This window comes from Sphingobium sp. L-44, from assembly GCF_056859495.1.
This window is the reverse complement of the sequence record NZ_JBSXOQ010000026.1, coordinates 32,895-49,774: the sequence shown is the minus strand read 5'-3', so window position 1 is coordinate 49,774 and position 16,880 is coordinate 32,895. Positions and strand designations below refer to the sequence as shown.

Annotated in this window: 16 protein-coding genes and 2 pseudogenes; 7 read left to right on the top strand and 11 right to left on the bottom strand. The window is 66.3% G+C overall.

The features are described 5' to 3' along the window. Window positions 1-159: pseudogene (locus tag AC13EK_RS01420) on the top strand (IS30 family transposase); the annotation flags it as partial. A gap of 54 nt (window positions 160-213) precedes the next feature. Then, window positions 214-1,107, top strand: a pseudogene (locus tag AC13EK_RS01415) (IS110 family RNA-guided transposase); the annotation flags it as partial. Between the two features lie 413 nt (window positions 1,108-1,520). On the opposite strand, the gene AC13EK_RS01410 reads toward AC13EK_RS01415, so the two are convergent. From AC13EK_RS01410 to AC13EK_RS01385, 6 genes are all read right to left on the bottom strand, one after another. Further along, window positions 1,521-2,375 carry a hypothetical protein gene (locus tag AC13EK_RS01410; protein ID WP_069338094.1) on the bottom strand — a complete coding sequence of 285 codons (855 nt, stop codon included), beginning with the start codon at window positions 2,373-2,375 and terminating at the stop codon, window positions 1,521-1,523. 104 nt (window positions 2,376-2,479) lie between these two features. Next, window positions 2,480-3,073, bottom strand: coding sequence for a histidine phosphatase family protein (locus AC13EK_RS01405; RefSeq protein ID WP_069338093.1), 594 nt, complete (start codon window positions 3,071-3,073; stop codon window positions 2,480-2,482). Next, complete coding sequence (locus tag AC13EK_RS01400) at window positions 3,070-3,870, bottom strand: 3-deoxy-manno-octulosonate cytidylyltransferase (protein WP_069338101.1); 801 nt, start codon at window positions 3,868-3,870, stop codon at window positions 3,070-3,072. Before AC13EK_RS01400 ends, AC13EK_RS01405 begins: the two co-directional genes overlap by 4 nt. Before the next feature lie 8 nt (window positions 3,871-3,878). After that, on the bottom strand, window positions 3,879-4,886 hold the full coding sequence (locus AC13EK_RS01395; protein WP_069338092.1) for a KpsF/GutQ family sugar-phosphate isomerase: 1,008 nt from the start codon (window positions 4,884-4,886) through the stop codon (window positions 3,879-3,881). A gap of 150 nt (window positions 4,887-5,036) precedes the next feature. Then, window positions 5,037-5,195 carry a hypothetical protein gene (locus AC13EK_RS01390; RefSeq protein ID WP_483021988.1) on the bottom strand — a complete coding sequence of 53 codons (159 nt, stop codon included), beginning with the start codon at window positions 5,193-5,195 and terminating at the stop codon, window positions 5,037-5,039. Then, entirely contained in the window at window positions 5,185-6,183 is a 999-nt protein-coding gene (locus AC13EK_RS01385; RefSeq protein ID WP_069338100.1) for an NAD-dependent epimerase/dehydratase family protein, read from the bottom strand. The genes AC13EK_RS01390 and AC13EK_RS01385 overlap by 11 nt, the downstream gene beginning before the upstream one ends. Before the next feature lie 172 nt (window positions 6,184-6,355). Between AC13EK_RS01385 and AC13EK_RS01380 the strand changes: the two genes are divergently transcribed. Further along, the gene (locus AC13EK_RS01380) at window positions 6,356-7,507 is read left to right on the top strand and encodes a GNAT family N-acetyltransferase (protein ID WP_069338091.1); all 1,152 of its coding nucleotides are present in this window, start codon (window positions 6,356-6,358) and stop codon (window positions 7,505-7,507) included. Beyond that, window positions 7,504-8,376: a cupin domain-containing protein gene (locus tag AC13EK_RS01375; RefSeq protein ID WP_069338090.1), complete on the top strand. Its 873-nt coding sequence runs from the start codon at window positions 7,504-7,506 to the stop codon at window positions 8,374-8,376. Before AC13EK_RS01380 ends, AC13EK_RS01375 begins: the two co-directional genes overlap by 4 nt. On the opposite strand, the gene AC13EK_RS01370 is transcribed toward AC13EK_RS01375, so the two are convergent. From AC13EK_RS01370 to bla, 3 genes are all read right to left on the bottom strand, one after another. Beyond that, entirely contained in the window at window positions 8,354-9,424 is a 1,071-nt protein-coding gene (locus AC13EK_RS01370) for a GNAT family N-acetyltransferase (RefSeq protein ID WP_483021987.1), read from the bottom strand. The two genes, AC13EK_RS01375 and AC13EK_RS01370, sit on opposite strands and share 23 nt — an antisense overlap. 150 nt (window positions 9,425-9,574) lie before the next feature. Further along, window positions 9,575-9,940: an Mpo1-like protein gene (locus AC13EK_RS01365; RefSeq protein ID WP_017498987.1), complete on the bottom strand. Its 366-nt coding sequence runs from the start codon at window positions 9,938-9,940 to the stop codon at window positions 9,575-9,577. 31 nt (window positions 9,941-9,971) lie between these two features. Next, the gene (gene bla, locus AC13EK_RS01360) at window positions 9,972-11,039 is read right to left on the bottom strand and encodes a class A beta-lactamase (RefSeq protein WP_069338099.1); all 1,068 of its coding nucleotides are present in this window, start codon (window positions 11,037-11,039) and stop codon (window positions 9,972-9,974) included. Window positions 11,040-11,135: 96 nt separating this feature from the next. On the opposite strand from bla, the gene ung reads away from it, so the two are divergent. Further along, window positions 11,136-11,828: a uracil-DNA glycosylase gene (gene ung, locus AC13EK_RS01355; protein ID WP_069338088.1), complete on the top strand. Its 693-nt coding sequence runs from the start codon at window positions 11,136-11,138 to the stop codon at window positions 11,826-11,828. Continuing rightward, window positions 11,825-12,901 (top strand): D-alanine--D-alanine ligase family protein, encoded by a 1,077-nt coding sequence (locus AC13EK_RS01350; protein WP_069338087.1) that lies wholly within the window; start codon window positions 11,825-11,827, stop codon window positions 12,899-12,901. The genes ung and AC13EK_RS01350 overlap by 4 nt, the downstream gene beginning before the upstream one ends. 90 nt (window positions 12,902-12,991) lie before the next feature. Here the strand turns inward: AC13EK_RS01350 and rpoZ are convergent, their stop codons facing one another. After that, window positions 12,992-13,336 (bottom strand): DNA-directed RNA polymerase subunit omega, encoded by a 345-nt coding sequence (rpoZ, locus tag AC13EK_RS01345; protein ID WP_004208279.1) that lies wholly within the window; start codon window positions 13,334-13,336, stop codon window positions 12,992-12,994. Window positions 13,337-13,423: 87 nt separating this feature from the next. Between rpoZ and AC13EK_RS01340 the strand changes: the two genes are divergently transcribed. Beyond that, entirely contained in the window at window positions 13,424-14,653 is a 1,230-nt protein-coding gene (locus tag AC13EK_RS01340) for a phospholipase D-like domain-containing protein (protein ID WP_069338086.1), read from the top strand. Here the strand turns inward: AC13EK_RS01340 and AC13EK_RS01335 are convergent. After that, a complete protein-coding gene (locus AC13EK_RS01335; RefSeq protein WP_234792459.1) occupies window positions 14,613-16,703 on the bottom strand; it encodes an FUSC family protein in 2,091 nt (696 codons plus the stop codon). The genes AC13EK_RS01340 and AC13EK_RS01335 overlap by 41 nt on opposite strands. Window positions 16,704-16,880 lie beyond the last annotated feature (177 nt).

Genomic DNA, 16,880 nt, shown 5'->3' with positions numbered 1-16,880 from the left:
CTGCTGCGACAGTATTTCCCCAGAGGAACCGATCTGTCGCTATACAGCCAGGCCAAGCTGAGTGCCGTTGCACGGCAACTCAACGAACGGCCAAGGAAAACGCTCGAATATCAAACGCCCGCAGAGCGTTTCCAAGCATGTGTTGCCGCCACCCGTTGAACCCACCGTGGATTGCGGACGAGAGGCAAACTGCTCGACTTCTTCGCCGGTTAGCCAGCCTGCATGGTAGCGCTCGAGGCGTGCGGTGGCGCCTATCACTGGGCGCGCCAGCGGCAGACAATGGGGCATAAGGTACGCTTAATCCCACCAGCCTACGTCAAGCCGTTCGTGAAGCGGAACAAGCACGACGCGATCGATGCTGAAGCGATCTGCGAGGCCGCGCAGCGCCCTGGCATGCGCTTCGTGGCGGTGAAGAGCGAGCTCCAGCAGGCCGCAGGGCTCGTGTTCCGCACGCGAGACCTGGCGGTGCGTCAGCGCACCCAGCTGATCAACGCGATCCGCAGACATCTGGCGGAGTATAGCGGGGTCGCGCCGCGCGGCACCGCGCATATGACGATGCTGGTTAACCTTCTGGAAGATGATGAGATGGCCTCGCCCCTACCGGAAGCGGCGCGGCCTATGTTCAAGCTCATGGTCGACATGTTGGCCGGGCTCGACAGACAGATATCTGTGCTCGACCGCGAGATCGCACGGCGTGGCAAGGAGGATGAAGCGGCACGCCTACTGATGACCATCCCGGGGACCGGCCCCATCGCTGCGACGGCCATCATCGCGCTAGCACCGCCGATCGAGACCTTCCGCAATGGCCGCGACTTCGCCGCTTGGCTTGGCCTCGCGCCGCATCAGCACTCGACCGGCGGCAAACAACGGCTCGGCAGCATATCGAAGATGGATGAGCGCACGATCAGACGGCTGCTAATCATCGGCGTCAGCTCGATAGTGCGACAGGCCTACCGGTTCGGCGCGCCGGCCGGCTCGTGGCTGGAGCGGATGCTTGCGCGCAAGCCGCGCATGCTCGTCTCGGTCGCGCTCGCCAACAAGATGGCGCGCATGGTCTGGGCGTTGCTCGCAAAGAACGAAGGTTACAGAGCTCCGGCAGCGGTCGCGGCGTATGTCAAAGCAGCGGTCCGAGGCGTCGGGGACGTAGGCGGTCGAAGAAGGGTATGGCACAACAGTCGGCGAGACGGGGCGGAAGAACCAGAGAATAGCAGGGCACTAGCCAAGCGCGTAAACCTGAAATGGATCCGGTCCGTGAACTCCCATACTGGCTCGCAGCATATGGCGCTGCTCATCAAGGCCGGACAGATGACCGGATCCGACTACGTGCCAACATGCCCTAATTTACCGCTTGCATCCGATGGGGCGACCACAGATACCATTCCGCTAACCACCCATCGTGCCCATTCAGCTGGCATCATGTCGCGGCCGTCCCATATCCGGGGTAGTCGTCTCATGGCTCCGAATGTTGTTTGCTCCGCTCCAGGGACGCTGGCCCTCGGCTTAGCCGGCTGGGAAGCCCGCTATTTCTTCGGGAACAGCAGGGTGAAGATCATGCGAATGCCCCATTCGGGGCCGCCGTCGGGCGAGACGGCATAATATTTGCCGCCAAGGCCCACCTGCACCGCCTGATCGCCGACCTTGGTCAGTTGCGTGACGGTGAGATTGACCGGGATCAGCCAGTCCTTGCCCTTCCAGTCATAGGCCGCTTCGGCATTGATGCCATAGGTGGTGGCGTGGGACGTGGTGTGGCTGAAGAAGGGCTGCATGAAGCTGGCGCTGACGTCGGAACGGTCGTCCTTGCCGGCGATCGACCAGATATGGTTGCCGAGGAAACCGACCGTGTTCTGGCCCATCTGCTTGAGCAGCACGACGGTCGGGCCGGCGCCCCACTTGTCCCCGCCCAGATAGCGATCGGTTGCCGAGGGATAGAGGATGGCGGGCCCCACGCCCCAGATGATGCCCTTATTCTCCTTGGGCGAGAAGAAGAAGCTCTGGGTGATATCGCCAAGGCCGAAGGCATCCGTGCCCGGTCCCTGATAGCTATTCTGCGCGACGACCGGCACGATGGTGCGCACGATCATGTTCCAGTCCTTGCCGACGCTGATCGGCACCACCGGCTGGATGTTGAGCGTCGACTTGATGCCGTCATCCCCGGCGCCGAAGTCGAGATTTTCCTGGAACGGCACGCTGATCAGCGAGGCGACCGGGTTGGACAATTGCAGCGCCAGATCCTGGTCGCTGCCGCCCGCCGGCGGTGGGCCGGAGGTGATGGCAGGCGCTGCCGGCGATCCCGCATCCTGCGCGATCGCCGGCAGCGGCGCCATGGCGGCCAGGCCTGCGAGCCAGGCGATCTTGCGATGATATCCGGTCTGCATGGCCAAGCGCCTTCCCCTTTCGAACATTCTGCGCGGGGACAGAATGGCCCGAACGAGAGCGAGCGCCAATCGCGGGCTTTGCGGAGATCGGCCGGGAATAATCCCTAGGGGCGCTCGTCCCAGCGCAGCAGCCGCACCTGACCCGGCGCATCGACAACCAGTTCGCCAAAGCCCCCAGTGCGCAGCTTGAGCTGGCCATGGGCGAGGCCCAGCGCCAGCAGGGCGAAGCGGGCGGCGCCGTTGCTGGTGACCAGCATTTCCGTCCCCTCCCCTTCTGCGGCGAACCAGGTGCGCCAGGCAGCGATGCGCGCGGGGGCGTCGACGCTCCAGCCATCGGGCACGATGCCATCCCGGTCCCAGGCGGCGATCGCCGCTTCGCCTAGACGCGCCACGACGGCCGCCTCCGGCTGCCCCTCGTCCGGGCCATGGTCGATCTCGTCGAGCCAGGGCAGGATGGCGTCGACCGGATGGTCGAGCGCGGCCGCGATCGGCGCTGCGGTCTGGCGCGCGCGCTGCAACGGGCCGCTGTAGAGGCGCACGGTGCCCAGCGACCGGGCCGCGAAATAGCTGGCGAGACGCTGCGCCTGGGCCATGCCGCTGTCGACCAGCGGAATGTCGGTGCCGGCCCCGACCCGGCGCGCATCGGCGCTGGAGGCGAAGGTGTTGCCGTGGCGGATGACGAAGATGCGCCGGCTCATGACAGGGCCGGCGTCGGGTCTCCATGGGCGGCAATCAGCGCCTCGACCCGCTGGATGTCGGCCTCGGTATCGATGCCGCTGCTGTCGAAAACGGGCGGATCAACCGGGACGGTCATGATATCGATGCCCAGTTCCAGCAGCCGCAACTGCTCGAGCCCTTCCAGATTTTCGAGCGCCGTGGGCGGCGATGCCTCGAACCGGACAAGTGCGTCATAGGCATAGCCATAAAGGCCGACATGACGCCAGACGGGGGATATGGGACCGGCTGCGCGCAGCCTGTCCTCATCGCGGATGGCGGGAATGATCGTCTTGGAGAACCAGAGCGCCCGGCCATCCGCACCGCGGGCGCAGGTCGTGCCGCTGAAGGGCGAGCGTTGCTTATGCTCGCGCAGCGCATCGAGCGCGGCCCAGTCGAGCCCGATCACCGGGGTCGCGACCTGCGCGCCGGCATCCAGCGCCTCGATCACCGCGCCCAGCGCTCCCTTGGGCTGGAAGGGGGAATCCCCCTGGAGATTGACGACGAAGTCGGGCTGCGTGACCTGCGCGCGGGCGGCAGCGAGCGCGCGGCCCGAGCCGGTGGCGATCGCGCTGTCGGTCATCACCGCGTCGCAGCCGGCGGCCTGCGCATGGGCCGCAATCTCGTCATCATCGGTGGCGACGACCAGAGCGACGCCGGCGCGCACGCCGATCGCCGCGCGCGCCATGGCGATCGTGCGATGCAGCAGGCTGCGCCCCGCAATGAGGCGCAGCGGCTTGCGCGGCAGGCGGGACGACCCCGCCCGCGCCGGAATGACCACCAATATGGTCAGGCGACCCCGGCGTGCAGCAGATCATGCATGTGAAGCGCGCCGACCAGATCGCCATCCTCGCACACGAACAGCAGGGTGATGTTGCGATCGTGCATGATGCGCAGCGCTTCTGACGCCAGTTCGTCGGGACCGATCGACTGCGGCGTCACGGTCATGAAACGGCCGACCGCATCGGTCAGATTCTGCTTGCCGGTCACGGCCCGGCGCAGATCGCCATCGGTGAAGGCGCCGATCAGCTGGCCACCCTGGTCGACGATGGCCGTGCCGCCAAGACGCGCACGGGTCATCTCGATCGTGGCGTCGAGCAGCGAGGAATCCTCACACACCCGCGGCACGTCGCTGCCCGCCGACATCAGTTCGCGCACCTTGACGAGCTGCGCCCCGAGACGGCCATTGGGGTGGAATTTGTAGAAATCGTCGGCCGAAAAGCCGCGCATTTCCATTAGCGACATCGCCAGTGCGTCACCAAAGGCCATCTGCAAGGTGGTCGATGTGGTGGGCGCCAGCATATTGGGGCAGGCTTCACGCACCGCCGGCATCAGCATGCAGACATCGGCAGCCTCGGCCACGGTGCTCTGCGCCTGCGCCGTCATCGCCAGCAGCGGGACGCCGAAGCGCTTGCAATAATGGATGATCGGCCCGAGTTCGGTGGATTCACCCGAATGGGACAGCATCAGCACCACATCGTCCGGGGTCACCATGCCCAGATCGCCATGGCCGGCATCAGCCGGATGCAGGAACAGCGCCGGCGTGCCGGTGGAGGTCAGCGTCGCCGTCATCTTGCGCGCGACGATGCCGCTCTTGCCGATACCGGTAACGATCACGCGTCCACGGACATTGATGATGATTCCGACGAGCCGCAGAAAGGCAGCGGAAAATTCCCGGTCGGAAAATTTGGCTTCGAGTGTATTGAGCCCCCTGGCTGCCAGGGCGAGACTGCTGCACGCTGTCTCCACAATATGTACACCCGAGCCGAACGGTACGATCTTCGAAACTGTCGACACGCTTCTTGCCCTTTTTTCCGCGCATCGTCGCCGATATGTTCCGACTGACGCCCGCGGTGTCGATGCGCCTTGACCAGCGCAACGTCCATCCCTTGTTCCGCGACCCCAAGCCGATTTCTCAATCAGCACCCGGCAACTGTCTACGCCGTTTCAGGCACTTATGGCAATGCGTTTCGCAAGTGCAAAAAAGGCTCGCAGCATTGCGCGTCGGGCGAATTTACCGAAAATTTCCGATGAGACGCCCCAAATCAGAGGCGAGTTGAGGAACTTTTCCGCCTTTCGACACATGCCGAAATAGTCATCGGCCATGATAGTCGCGATACCAGCTGACGAATCGGGGTACGCCCGACTCGATCCCGGTGGTGGGCGCAAAGCCGATATCCTGGGCAATCGCACTGATGTCGGCGAAGGTCGCCGGCACGTCGCCCGGCTGCATCGGCTGGAAGTCGAGTTGTGCCTTGCGCCCCACAGCCTCCTCCAGCACGGCGATCAGGTGCATCAGTTCCTCGGGCCGGTTATTGCCGATATTGTAGAGCCGATGCGGCGCCCGGCTGCCGCCCGCCTTGAGCGCGCCGTCGTCGCCCGGCGGGGAATCAAGGCAGCCGATCACCCCGGCGACGATGTCGTCGATATAGGTGAAGTCGCGCTGCATCCGGCCATGGTTGAAGACCGGGATCGGCTCGCCGGCGAGGATCTTCTGGGTGAAGATCCACATCGCCATGTCGGGCCGGCCCCAGGGACCATAGACGGTGAAGAAGCGCAGTCCCGTCATCGGCACGCGGAACAGATGGGCATAGGTCTCGCTCATCAGCTCGTCCGCCCGCTTGGTCGCGGCATAGAGGGAGACCGGATGATCGGTGCGATCCTCCACCCGGAAGGGCAGCACCTCATTGCCGCCATAGACGGACGAGGAAGAGGCGTAGACCAGATGACGCACCCGCCGTTCCCGCGCCAGTTCGAGCATGTTCACATGGCCGGCGAGGTTGGAGCGGACATAGGCATGGGGGTTGATCAGCGAATAGCGCACGCCGGCCTGGGCGCCGAGATGGACGATCGCCTCGATCGGATGATCGGCGAGCAGCGCCTGAAGCGCCGGCATGTCGGCAAAGTCCAGTTCGGCGAAGGTGAACAGCTTGCCATGGCGCTGTTCGAGCGCCGCGATCCGGTCGCGCTTGAGCGAGACCTGATAATAGTCGTTGAGATTGTCGATGCCGATCACGGCGCGCCCATCGGCCAGCAGCCGGTCGGCCACCGCCATGCCGATGAAGCCGGCCGCGCCGGTTACCAGGATCGTCAAAGCGTCATCCTCCTTGATCGGGCCGGCAGGCGCGTCGCCGCCAGAGCCATGGCCGTTCACAGACAATCCGACGCGCGATGTAAAGCCCTTTCCCTCATAAGCCGTTCGATACAGGCTTCCATGCGGCGGAATACTTAGGCATTCCCTAATCTTTCCCGGCTAAGGCGAGGCGATGGACATGGCAGCGCACCCATCTCCCCCCTTTCCATCCGACAGCCTGCCGCTGACGGACCCGCGCGCGCGCTGGGCGGCGCTGGCGGCGGATGCGGCCGAACCCAATGCCTTCTACGCGCCCGACCTGCTGGCGGCGGCGATCGACCATCTGGCCGGCAATGGCCCGACCAGCCATAGCGACGTGCGCCTGATCGAGGCGCAGGCGGATGGCGAGTTGATCGGCCTGTTGCCGGTGACGGTGCAGGCCCGCCATGGCCGCTTGCCGATCGGCTGCATCGCCAACTGGATGCACGACCATTGTTTCTTCGGCGCGCCGCTGATCCGGCGCGGCCAGGAGATGGCGGCGTGGCGCAGCCTGCTGGCGCAACTGGACGCGGCCGAATGGGCGCCCCATTTCCTGCACCTGCGCGGGCTGGACGCGGCCGGCGCCAATGCCGCCGCGCTGGAAGCGCTGTGCGTCGAACAAGGGCGCGGCCGGCGCGAGGTGCATCGCCTTGACCGGGCAATGCTGCGATCCGACCTGTCGGCCGACGCCTATTGGGAAACCCATGTCCGCGCCAAGAAGCGCAAGGAAATCCGCCGCCTGCAGAAGCGGCTGGCGGAATTGGGGACGGTCGAGCAGCGATTGCTGGACGATGGCACGGACCTGGCGCGCTGGTGTGGCGATTTCCTGGCGCTGGAGGCGTCCGGGTGGAAGGGGCGAGAGGGCAGCGCACTGGCGAGCAGGCCGGATGACATCGCCTTCTTCCGTGCCGCCTGCGCCGCGGCCTTTGCTGCGGGACGGCTGCATTTCCTGCGCATCGACCTGGATGGCCGGGCGATCGCGATGCTGGTCAATTTCCGCCATGGCGACGGCGCCTTCTCCTTCAAGATCGCCTTTGACGAGGAAATGGGCCGCTTTTCGCCCGGCGTGCTGATCGAGATCGCCAATCTGCACGCGGTGCAGGATGATCCGGCGATCGGCTGGATGGACAGTTGCGCCGCCGCCGATCATCCGATGATCGACAGCCTGTGGGCCGAACGCCGCAGCATCGTGCAATATCGTATCGCCCTGCAGGGCAAGGGCGCGACGCGCCTGCGCCGGGCAGCGGCCTTTGCATTGGCCGGCGGGGTCGAACGGATCGCCAGCCGCATGAAAGGACAGGAATGACCGTGCATAGCCCGATGGCGCCCGCCACCGACGCGCCGCATTTTTCGGACAGCGCGCGCGCCGCCTTTGCCGCCGCCTATCCCGACCAGCCAACCAAGCTGACGCATCAACTGGTCGGGCATGAGTTGCTGACGCTGGATGCGCTCGCGACGCTGGCCGAGCGGATGCCGGCGAGCGCGGTCGAATATAATCTCGGCAAGCTGCCGCTGGGCGTGCGGCCGGAGGATACGCCATCCAATGGTCTGAGCCTGGGCGAGACGATCCGCACGATCGAGAGCAATGGCAGCTGGGCGGTGCTCAAGAATGTCGAGCGCGACCCGGCCTATGGCGCGTTGCTGGACGCGGCGCTGGCGGAGCTGGAGCCGATCGTCGCGCGCAGCACCGGGCCGATGCTGCACCGCGAGGCGTTCATCTTCCTGACCTCCCCCGGCAGCGTCACCCCGTTCCACATGGACCCGGAGCATAATATCCTGCTGCAGATCATGGGGACCAAGGTGATGACCGTGTTCCCGGCGCGCGACGAGGAACTGGTGCCGGCGCGCAAGAGCGAGGAATTTCACAATGGCGGCCATCGCAACCTGATCTGGCAGGACGGGTTCAAGGCGCGCGGCACCCCCTTCCCGCTTGCGCCCGGCGAGGCCGTGCATGTGCCGGTCAAGGCGCCGCATTTCGTGGAAAATGGCCCAGCCGTATCGATCAGCCTGTCGATCACCTGGCGGTCCGAACGCAGCGTGGCGGAGGGCGAACTGCACAGTTTCAACGCATTGCTGCGCAAGCGCGGCCTGCCGACCGGCGCGGTGAGCAAACGCCCCGAGCAACAGGGCATTCGCCGCTTCGTCTATCGCGTCATGCGGAAGCTGGGCGTTTAAGAATCCTGCGCGCCAGTGCCTCGGCCTCCAGCCGGGGACTAAAACGCTCGACATGCCACCATTCCAGCGCTTCCTCGCGCGTGGAGAGGCTCTGCCTGTAGCGATCCTTGCCGGCGAGCAGCGAATAGAGCCGGAAATCCTGCGCGGCATAATGGCCGACGGCAGCGGCGTGACAGAGCAGGCCCGGCTTGTCCTTGGCGGTGCGTGGCTGGGCGAAGGCGGACTGATAGTTCATCGCCTGCCCGTCCTGCACGAAATTGACCAGCAGGCCGACCACGCCGCCGGCATCGGTGAAACGCAGCAGTTCGACCGCGCCCGACGGCAGGCCCCGCGCCGCGATGGTCGCGACGAACTGGCGAAAGCCCTGATCGTCCCAGGCATTGTCGGCATGGCGCCCCATGTTGAGCCCGGCCATCTCATCCAGCCAGGGGGCGATGTCATCCAGCGTGCCGACCGTGACGTCGGGCAGCGGCCCGCCATGATCCTTCATCGCGCGGCGGATCTGGCTGCGCGTATTGCTGCTGAGCAGCGAAAGATAGTCGCCGTCGGCGGCGCGCACGGCGTCGAGATCGACCTGATAGACGGGCGAGGCATCGACCCGCAATTTCCGCCGGGCCGGCAGGCCAAGCAGCGGCGAATCCGGGGCGATGCCGCTCAGCCGCAACACGCGCCAGTCACGGCGCCGGGCGATGGCGTCGATCGCGGCAGCGACGGCCGCCGCCTCCTGCCCGTGCGCGGCGAGCAGGCCATTATATTCGACATATGGCCGGTCGATCGCCGGGTCGCCCGACTGGTTGAGGCTGAGCGTCGCCACCGGGCCGAGCAGGCGCGGGCGCATCGCATGGCCGACCAGCGCCAGCGCGACATCCTGTCCGTTTTTATCGGTGACGGCGAGCAGTTCGGGCCGCACGCCATAGCTGTCGAGCCAGGCCCCCACCCAGGTCCAGCGCTGGAAGAAGGACGCATCGCTGCGCGCCTCCAGCGCCTGCCAGCGGGCGGCCAGCGCCGACCGGTCGGTCGGCAGGGAGAATGTCGCGGTGAGCCCCATCGCGCCCCTCTTGTGACAGAGCGGCGGCGGGAATCAAGCGCTTGCGCGGTGGCTAGAGCCTGTTCCCCCGCCCAACCACCCGCCCCAGTATCATCCTGTCGGGTGGCTGGGCGGGGGAGCGGGCTGGAACTGGCCTCCTCAATCGGACTCTCACCCTCGAATGCGACGCTGCGGATCGACCGTGCCGTCGGCGCGGATGCCGGCACGGGCCAGATCGCGGCGCATATGGCCGGTCAGGAAGCGCTGGAGCATCACGAAATCGGCGCGCAGCGACCAGAGCGGATAGCGGAAGGTGGCGGGGCGATTGCGCTCGATCAGCATATGGCTGACCCAGGCGAAGCCATAGCCGGCGACCGGCAGCGCGGCGGCCAGCCACCATCGACCCGTAATGGCCGCCGTGGCCGCGATACCGACCACCAGGCTGGTCCCGGCATAATGCATGGCGCGCGTCGCGGGCCGGGCATGTTCCTGCAGATAATAGGGCCAGAAGTCCCGGAACCGGGTGATCTGGGTCATAAGGGGCATCCTCTCTGTTATGCCCCATCTTTTATACGTGGACGTTCAACTTGTTAAGCGCCACGCGCCGCTTGGGCGCAAAGAGGAAATAATCATAGGCCGCGCGGGCGGCCTGGGCCATGATCTGGTCGCGCGAGACATGACCCCGGCTGTCCTTCATCACGAAGACGGTGATGGCGAAGCGGCGGCCATCGGGCAGGCCGATGATGCCGACATCATTGCCGACGCCGTTGAGCGACCCGGTCTTGTGCGCGACCGGGGTGCCGGGCGGCAACATGCCCGACAGGCGCAGCTTGCCGGTCTGGCAATGGCCCATGATGGTGAAGAGCAGTTGCGTGCTTTCCGGCTTCAATGCCTTGCCCGATTCATAGGCAACCAGAAGCTGGTTCATCGCCAGCGGCGTCGCCGTGTCGCGCGGATCGAGCATGAAGTCCATGTTCGGCAGGTCGCGCACGTCGCGCCGCTGGATCATCGGATCGGCGCGACGGGCGGCGCCGGCATTCTGCTGGAAGGTGCCGGACTGGGGATTGATGCCCATGGCGCGGTAGAGAAGATGCGCGGTATCGCTGTCGACGCGCAGGCCATGGATGCCAAGGCCGGCAACGAAATCGCTGACCGCCTTCGGCCCGCCGGCGCGGGCGACCAGCACGTCGGTCGCATTATTGTCGCTGCGCGTCAGCATCAGGTCGAGCAACTGGCTGACCGGCAGGGTCGCGCCGGGGCGCGAGAACATCCAGGCGATGCCGCCCTCGCTCGCCAGCGCGGGATCGAGCGCGAGCCGGTCGTCGAGCTTCAGGCTGCCAGCATCGACCAGCGAGAGGATACGGCCCGCGACCGCGACCTTGTAGGCGCTGGCCATGGGGAAGAGCGTGTCGCCATTGCGCGACTGGACCTCGCCGGTCTGCAGATCCTGCACCGCGACGCCAACCGTGCCGTCCGACAAAGCGGCGAAGCGGTCAAATTCGGCCAGGAGATGCGCCTCCGCCGTCAGCAGCACCTGTGGCCGGGGCGGCGGACCGAAGGCATCGGCGCTCGGCAAGGGCGCAAAGAACAGGCCAAGGGCGGCGCAGCTGGCGCCAATTTGACGGAGAGACGGCATGGTCCGTCTGTCGCCCATCATGGGTCGGGTGGCAAGATATTTGATCGGCTTTTCCCGCGGTTGACGCAGGCATGCCGGGGGTTCATCACGCCGGCCATGAACGACACCATCAAGCTGCACGAAAGCTGGCGCGCGCCGCTGCGTGACCAGTTCGCCAGCCCCCATATGCAGGGCCTGAAACAGTTCATCGAAGCGGAAAAGGCGGTGGGCAAGCGCATTTTCCCCAAGGGGAATGAATATTTTCGGGCACTGGACCTGACCCCGCTGGACCAGGTGAAGGTGGTGGTGCTGGGGCAAGACCCCTATCATGGCGAGGGCCAGGCGCATGGCCTGTGCTTTTCGGTCCAGCCCGGCGTGCGGACGCCGCCCTCGCTGGTCAATATCTACAAGGAACTGGAAAGCGACCTCGGCCTGCCGCGCGCGCGGCACGGCTTCCTGGAGCATTGGGCGCGGCAGGGCGTGCTGCTGCTCAACAGCGTGCTGACGGTCGAGATGGGCCGCGCCGCGTCGCACCAGGGCAAGGGATGGGAGACATTCACCGACGCGATCGTCCGGCTGGTGGCGCAGAAGGAGGAGCCGGTCGTGTTCCTGCTGTGGGGCGCCTATGCCCAGCGCAAGGCCGGCTTCGTCGATTCCGGGCGCCATCTGGTGCTGAAGGCCGCCCATCCTTCGCCACTGTCGGCGCATAACGGCTTTCTGGGCTGCCGCCATTTCTCACAGGCCAATGACTTTCTGGAGGCCAAGGGGCGCGGTGCGATCGACTGGCGCCTGCCGGAGGTGGTGGCATGAGCGGGCCGGCGGTCGCCCTGCTCTACCAGGCGCTGCCGCCGCCGGTGATCGACGGGCTGCGCAAGGATGCCAAGCCCGGCGGCTATTCCGACGGTGGGGCCGATATCGGCTTTGCATTGAAGGGGCTGGGCCGCACGGTGGTAACGCCGGTGCCCGCGCCCGATCCGGCGCAGGCGATGCAATGGGTATTCCCCGACACGGCCGACGGGATAGCAGCCGCGATCGCGGCGGGCGCCGACACGATCTGGGCCAATAGCGTGCTGTTCGAGGGGCATCCGATCGAGGCCGTGATGGGTCAGGTCGCGATCGTCGGCCAGACGCCGGCTGCCACGCAGAAGTTCGACGACAAGTTCGCCACCAATCGGATGCTGGAACAGGCCGGCTTGCCGGTGGCGCGCGGCTTTTTGCTGGCTGATCGGCCGAGCGAAGGCGTGCATGCGCTGGCCGATGTCAGGCAGGTTCTGGCCGATCTGGCCATCCCCTTCCCGCTGATCGTGAAGCCCGTGCGCGGCCGGGGCAGCCAGGGCGTGACGCTGGTGCGCGATGGTGATGCGCTGAACGCCGCGGCCCGCAGTCTGATCGATGAGGGCAAGTTCGGCACGCTGCTGATGGTCGAGGAATTTCTGGACGGCGAGGAAATGACCATCACCGTCCTGCCGCCCGCCGCGCCGCGCCCGTCAGGCGAAAAGGGCGATCGCCATTTCGCGCTGCGCCCGGTGCTGCGCTTCGACCAGAAAGACGGTGTCGCCCCCTATAATGGCGATGTCGCGGTGACGCAGAACAGCGTCGCGATCGGCCCGGAACAGATGACGGAGGCGCCGGTGCTGGCGATGCTGGATGCCTGTGTGCAGGCGGCGGCGCTGGTGGAATCGCGCGCGGTGATCCGCATCGACTGCCGCGCCGATGCCAGCGGCCGGTTCAAGCTGTTCGACCTCAACATGAAGCCGAACATGACCGGTGCGGGCCGGCCGGGCCGCGCAGACCAGGATTGCCTGTCGGCGATCGCCGCGCGGGCCGATGGCTGGTCCTATGCCCAGATGCTCGACGCGATGCTGGCGACGGCCTGGAAATAACGCAACAGAATCCAGTGCCCAGAATCATTGAGGCCCGGTCCCGCTTGCGCGGGCCGGACCCCTTCCCTCTCCAAACCGGAAAGTGGAAAATCAGCCGTCGTAATCGCCGCCGATATTCTGGTTGCGCGGCGGCGCCGCAGCGGTCAGGCGCAGGGCCTCCGCCGACTGGGCGATCGAACCGATTTCATCGGGCGTATCGTCATCGTCAATCTGGACCTTCTGCAGCGACGCAACGACCGAATCATGCAGGTCGGCGGGCAGAATGGTTTCCTCGGCGATTTCGCGCAGGGCGACGACCGGATTCTTGTCGCGGTCACGCTCAAGCGTCAGCTCGGCGCCACCGGAAATTTCACGCGCGCGCTGGGCGGCGAGCAGGACGAGATCGAAACGGTTGGTAACCTTGTCGACGCAATCTTCGACGGTGACGCGGGCCAATCGGGCCTCCTGAAAAATCAATAGGGAATCTTGAACTTGGCGCCTAGCAGTGGCGGCCTGTCGAGTCAATGAAAAGCCCATAAAGCCATGGCGCGCCGCGGCAAAGCGGCGCATGAAGGGGCCATGGCGTCGCGACAACAGGAAGCCCCGACCAGCCCGATCAGCGTCACGCTGAACGGCAACCGACTGACCGTCATCGAAGAAGGCGCGGCGCTGCGCGATGCGCTGGTCAGACTGATCGACGGCGCGCGCACGAGCCTGAAACTCTATTATTATATCTTCGCCGACGATGGCAGCGGCCGGCTGATCTGCGAGCGGCTGGTGGCGGCGCGGGGGCGCGGCGTGGCCGTGACGCTGATGATCGACGGCTTCGGATCGTCCGATACGCCCGACAGCCTGTTCGCCCCGCTGATCGCGGCGGGCGGCCATTTCGGCCGGTTCGGGACGCGCCGGTCGACCCGCTATCTGATCCGCAACCATCAGAAGATCGCCCTGGCCGACGACAAAAGACTGATGATCGGCGGCTTCAATGTCGAGGATGGCTATTTCGGCATACCCGCCGAAGATTGCTGGCGCGACCTGGGGCTGCTGCTGGAAGGGCCGCAGGCCGAGGCGATGGCGCGCTGGTATGGCCAGCTATGGCGCTGGGTCACGAGCAAGGGACAAAGGTTCCGCACGCTGCGCGCGATGGTGCGGCACTGGCACCCATCGCTGCATCATGATCCGGCCGATCCGTTCCGCTGGCTGATCGGCGGGCCGACACGGCGGCTGAGCCCCTGGGCGCAGGTGGTGAAGCATGACATGGACCGGGCGCAGCGGCTGGACATGGTCGAGGCCTATTTCTCGCCCGGCCGGGGCATGATGAAGCGGATCGCCCGCGCCGCCCGGCGCAGGGGCGCGCGCCTGATCCTGCCGGCCCTGTCGGACAATGGCGCGACGATCGCGGCGGCACGGCTGCTCTATGGCCCACTGCTGCGACGCGGGGTCGAGATATATGAATATCAGCCCTGCAAGCTGCACATGAAGCTGATCGTGATCGACGATGCGGTCTATATCGGATCGGCCAATTTCGACATGCGCAGCCTGTTCCTCAACCTGGAGCTGATGCTGCGGGTGGAGGATGCCGGCTTTGCCGAGGCGATGCGTGGCTTCATCACCCAGCGGACGGGCGAGAGCCGGCAGATTTCGCTGGAAACCTATCGCGCCAGCCGCACCGGCCTGACGCTGATCAAGCAGTGGATCAGCTATCTGCTGGTCGGCGTGCTGGACTATACCGTCACGCGGCGGCTGAATTTTCGCGATCCCGACGCGGACTGAGCGGAATATCGGGCGCGATGTTGCGGCGCAGGCTGGTGAGCGCCAGCAGCGCCAGCCGCCGATCATCGACCGCGCCGTTCCGGCCGATCGTGGCGAGCGCCGTATCGATGGCCCGCACCAGCGCAGGATCGGGGTCACCCTGCCCCCTGGCGCCAAGCCGATCGAAATGCTGGCGCACCCGCCCCAGCACGACATCGAGCAGCCGGTCGTCGCGGGCATGGGCGCGCACCCGGAAGCGGTGGAGATCGTCGAGCGACATGCCCACGCGCGTGTCGCGCAGGATATCGAGCAAGGGCGCGGTGGTGTCGCTGCCCAGTTCGGCAAGGCGCGGGGTCAGCAAGCCGATACGGTCGAGCATGGTGTTGATCCATTTGACCGTGTCGGGCTGCTGGCGCGGATCGGTGCGCAGGGCAAGATCGCGCCAGCCCGCGCGCAATAGGCGCAGCGCGGATTGTTCGGCGCCCACGGTGCGGACCATCTTGAGCGCCCAGACCGCGAGCAAGGCGCCCAGCATCTGGGCGATGGCGGCATTGGCGAAACTGTCGAATTGCCCGGTATAATAGCCATCGAGGCCCATCAGGCCGGGCAGCGACAGGATCATGCCGATCGCCATCGCCGCCAGCCGCCGCCGTACCATCATCGCGCCGACCAGCAGGAAGGCCGGCGCCAGCACCGCGACCAGCACCGGGAAGTCGGACACGCGCGGCAGGATGGCAAAGGCATAGGGCGCGGCCACCAGCACCGCGCAGCAGGTGCCCTGCCACACTTTCCAGGCGGCGGGCGCGGGATCGTCCATATTGCTGAACAGGGCGCAGATGATGCTGGCGATGACGACCGCCCCTGCCCCGGCCGGCCAGGCCGACAGGATCCATAGCAGGCAGCCGATCAGCACGGTGAGGCTGGTCGCCAGCGCGCCGCGCAGCGCCAGGCCATAGTCGCGGTGCAGGACGCGGCGGCGGGCGTTGCGGATCGCTTCCCGCGCAGGCGGTGACAGGGGGATGCGATCGGCCCCCATCGCCGCCTGCAACTCGCGGCAGATGGCATGGACGGCGATCAGTTCGGCCAGCCGGTCGAGCATGCTGAGCTGCAATGCCGCGTGCCAGGCGAAGGGCAAGCGACAATCGGGCTCGCAGGCACGAGCGCGGGCGCGCAGCGCTTCAGGCAAGACCCCTTCCCCGTCCGGCGCGCCCAGCCAGGCGACGACATCGTCCAGCAGGACATGGACGGCCGGCGGCAAGGCATCGGCGCGCTGCAACTGGCGACAGCGATCCTCTACCGCGCTGGCCAGCGGAAGCAGCAGGCAAAGCTGCGTTTCCAGTGCGCGCAGCACCCCGGCCTTCAGCCGCAGCGCGCTGCTTTCGAACGGCAAATGGGTGGCAAGCTGGTGCAGTTCGTGGATATCGGTCGCCAATTGCCGGCGGTCGCGGGTCACGACCGCATCGCCATGGTCGACCCGCAGGGAATCGCGCGACCAGCGTTCGGCATCGATCATGATCGCGTCGATCCGCGCCTGGAGGCGAGCCGACACGGTGCGCGGGAAGACGAGGCTGTGCACGAGCGTGGCCGAGGCGATGCCGATGCCGATTTCCTGCGCGCGCAGGCTGGCGGCGGTGAAGATCGTCGCCTGCGCCTCGACCGCCGGGAAGGCGACGATGCCGGCGGTATAGCCCGCCAGCAGGAAGGTATAGGCGCGCGGCGTCCGGTCGAGCAGCGCGACGAAGGTGCAGAGCCCAAGCCACAGCGCCAGCGCGAGCGAGAGAAGTTCGGGGGCATTGCCGAGCAACGGCACCAGCACGATCGCCACGCCCGCGCCGATGACGGTGCCGAGCAGGCGGAACATCGCCTTTGACGACACCGCGCCGGCGAGCGGCTGGGCGACGATATAGGCGGTAATGATCGCCCAATAGGGCCGGTCCAGCCCGATCCGCAGCGCGATATAATAGGCCAGCATCGCCGCGAGAAAGGCCTTGAGCGTGAACAGCGCGTCATGGCCGCCGTAGCGATCGGCCATCCAGCGCGCTTGAGGCAGGGCAGGCGTCACGCGGCACATCCAGCATCATCGGGCGGGGCCAGGCAGGGCGGCGACGCCGGTCGGGGGAATGAAAGCCGGACGCGTCGGCCCGCCACGCCGGATCGGGCGCGCATTGCTGGAGCTTCAGGCAAACCCTCTATGCGCCTGTCCATGTGGCGAAACAATATGAGCCCAAGGCACAGTCATTGTGCATGA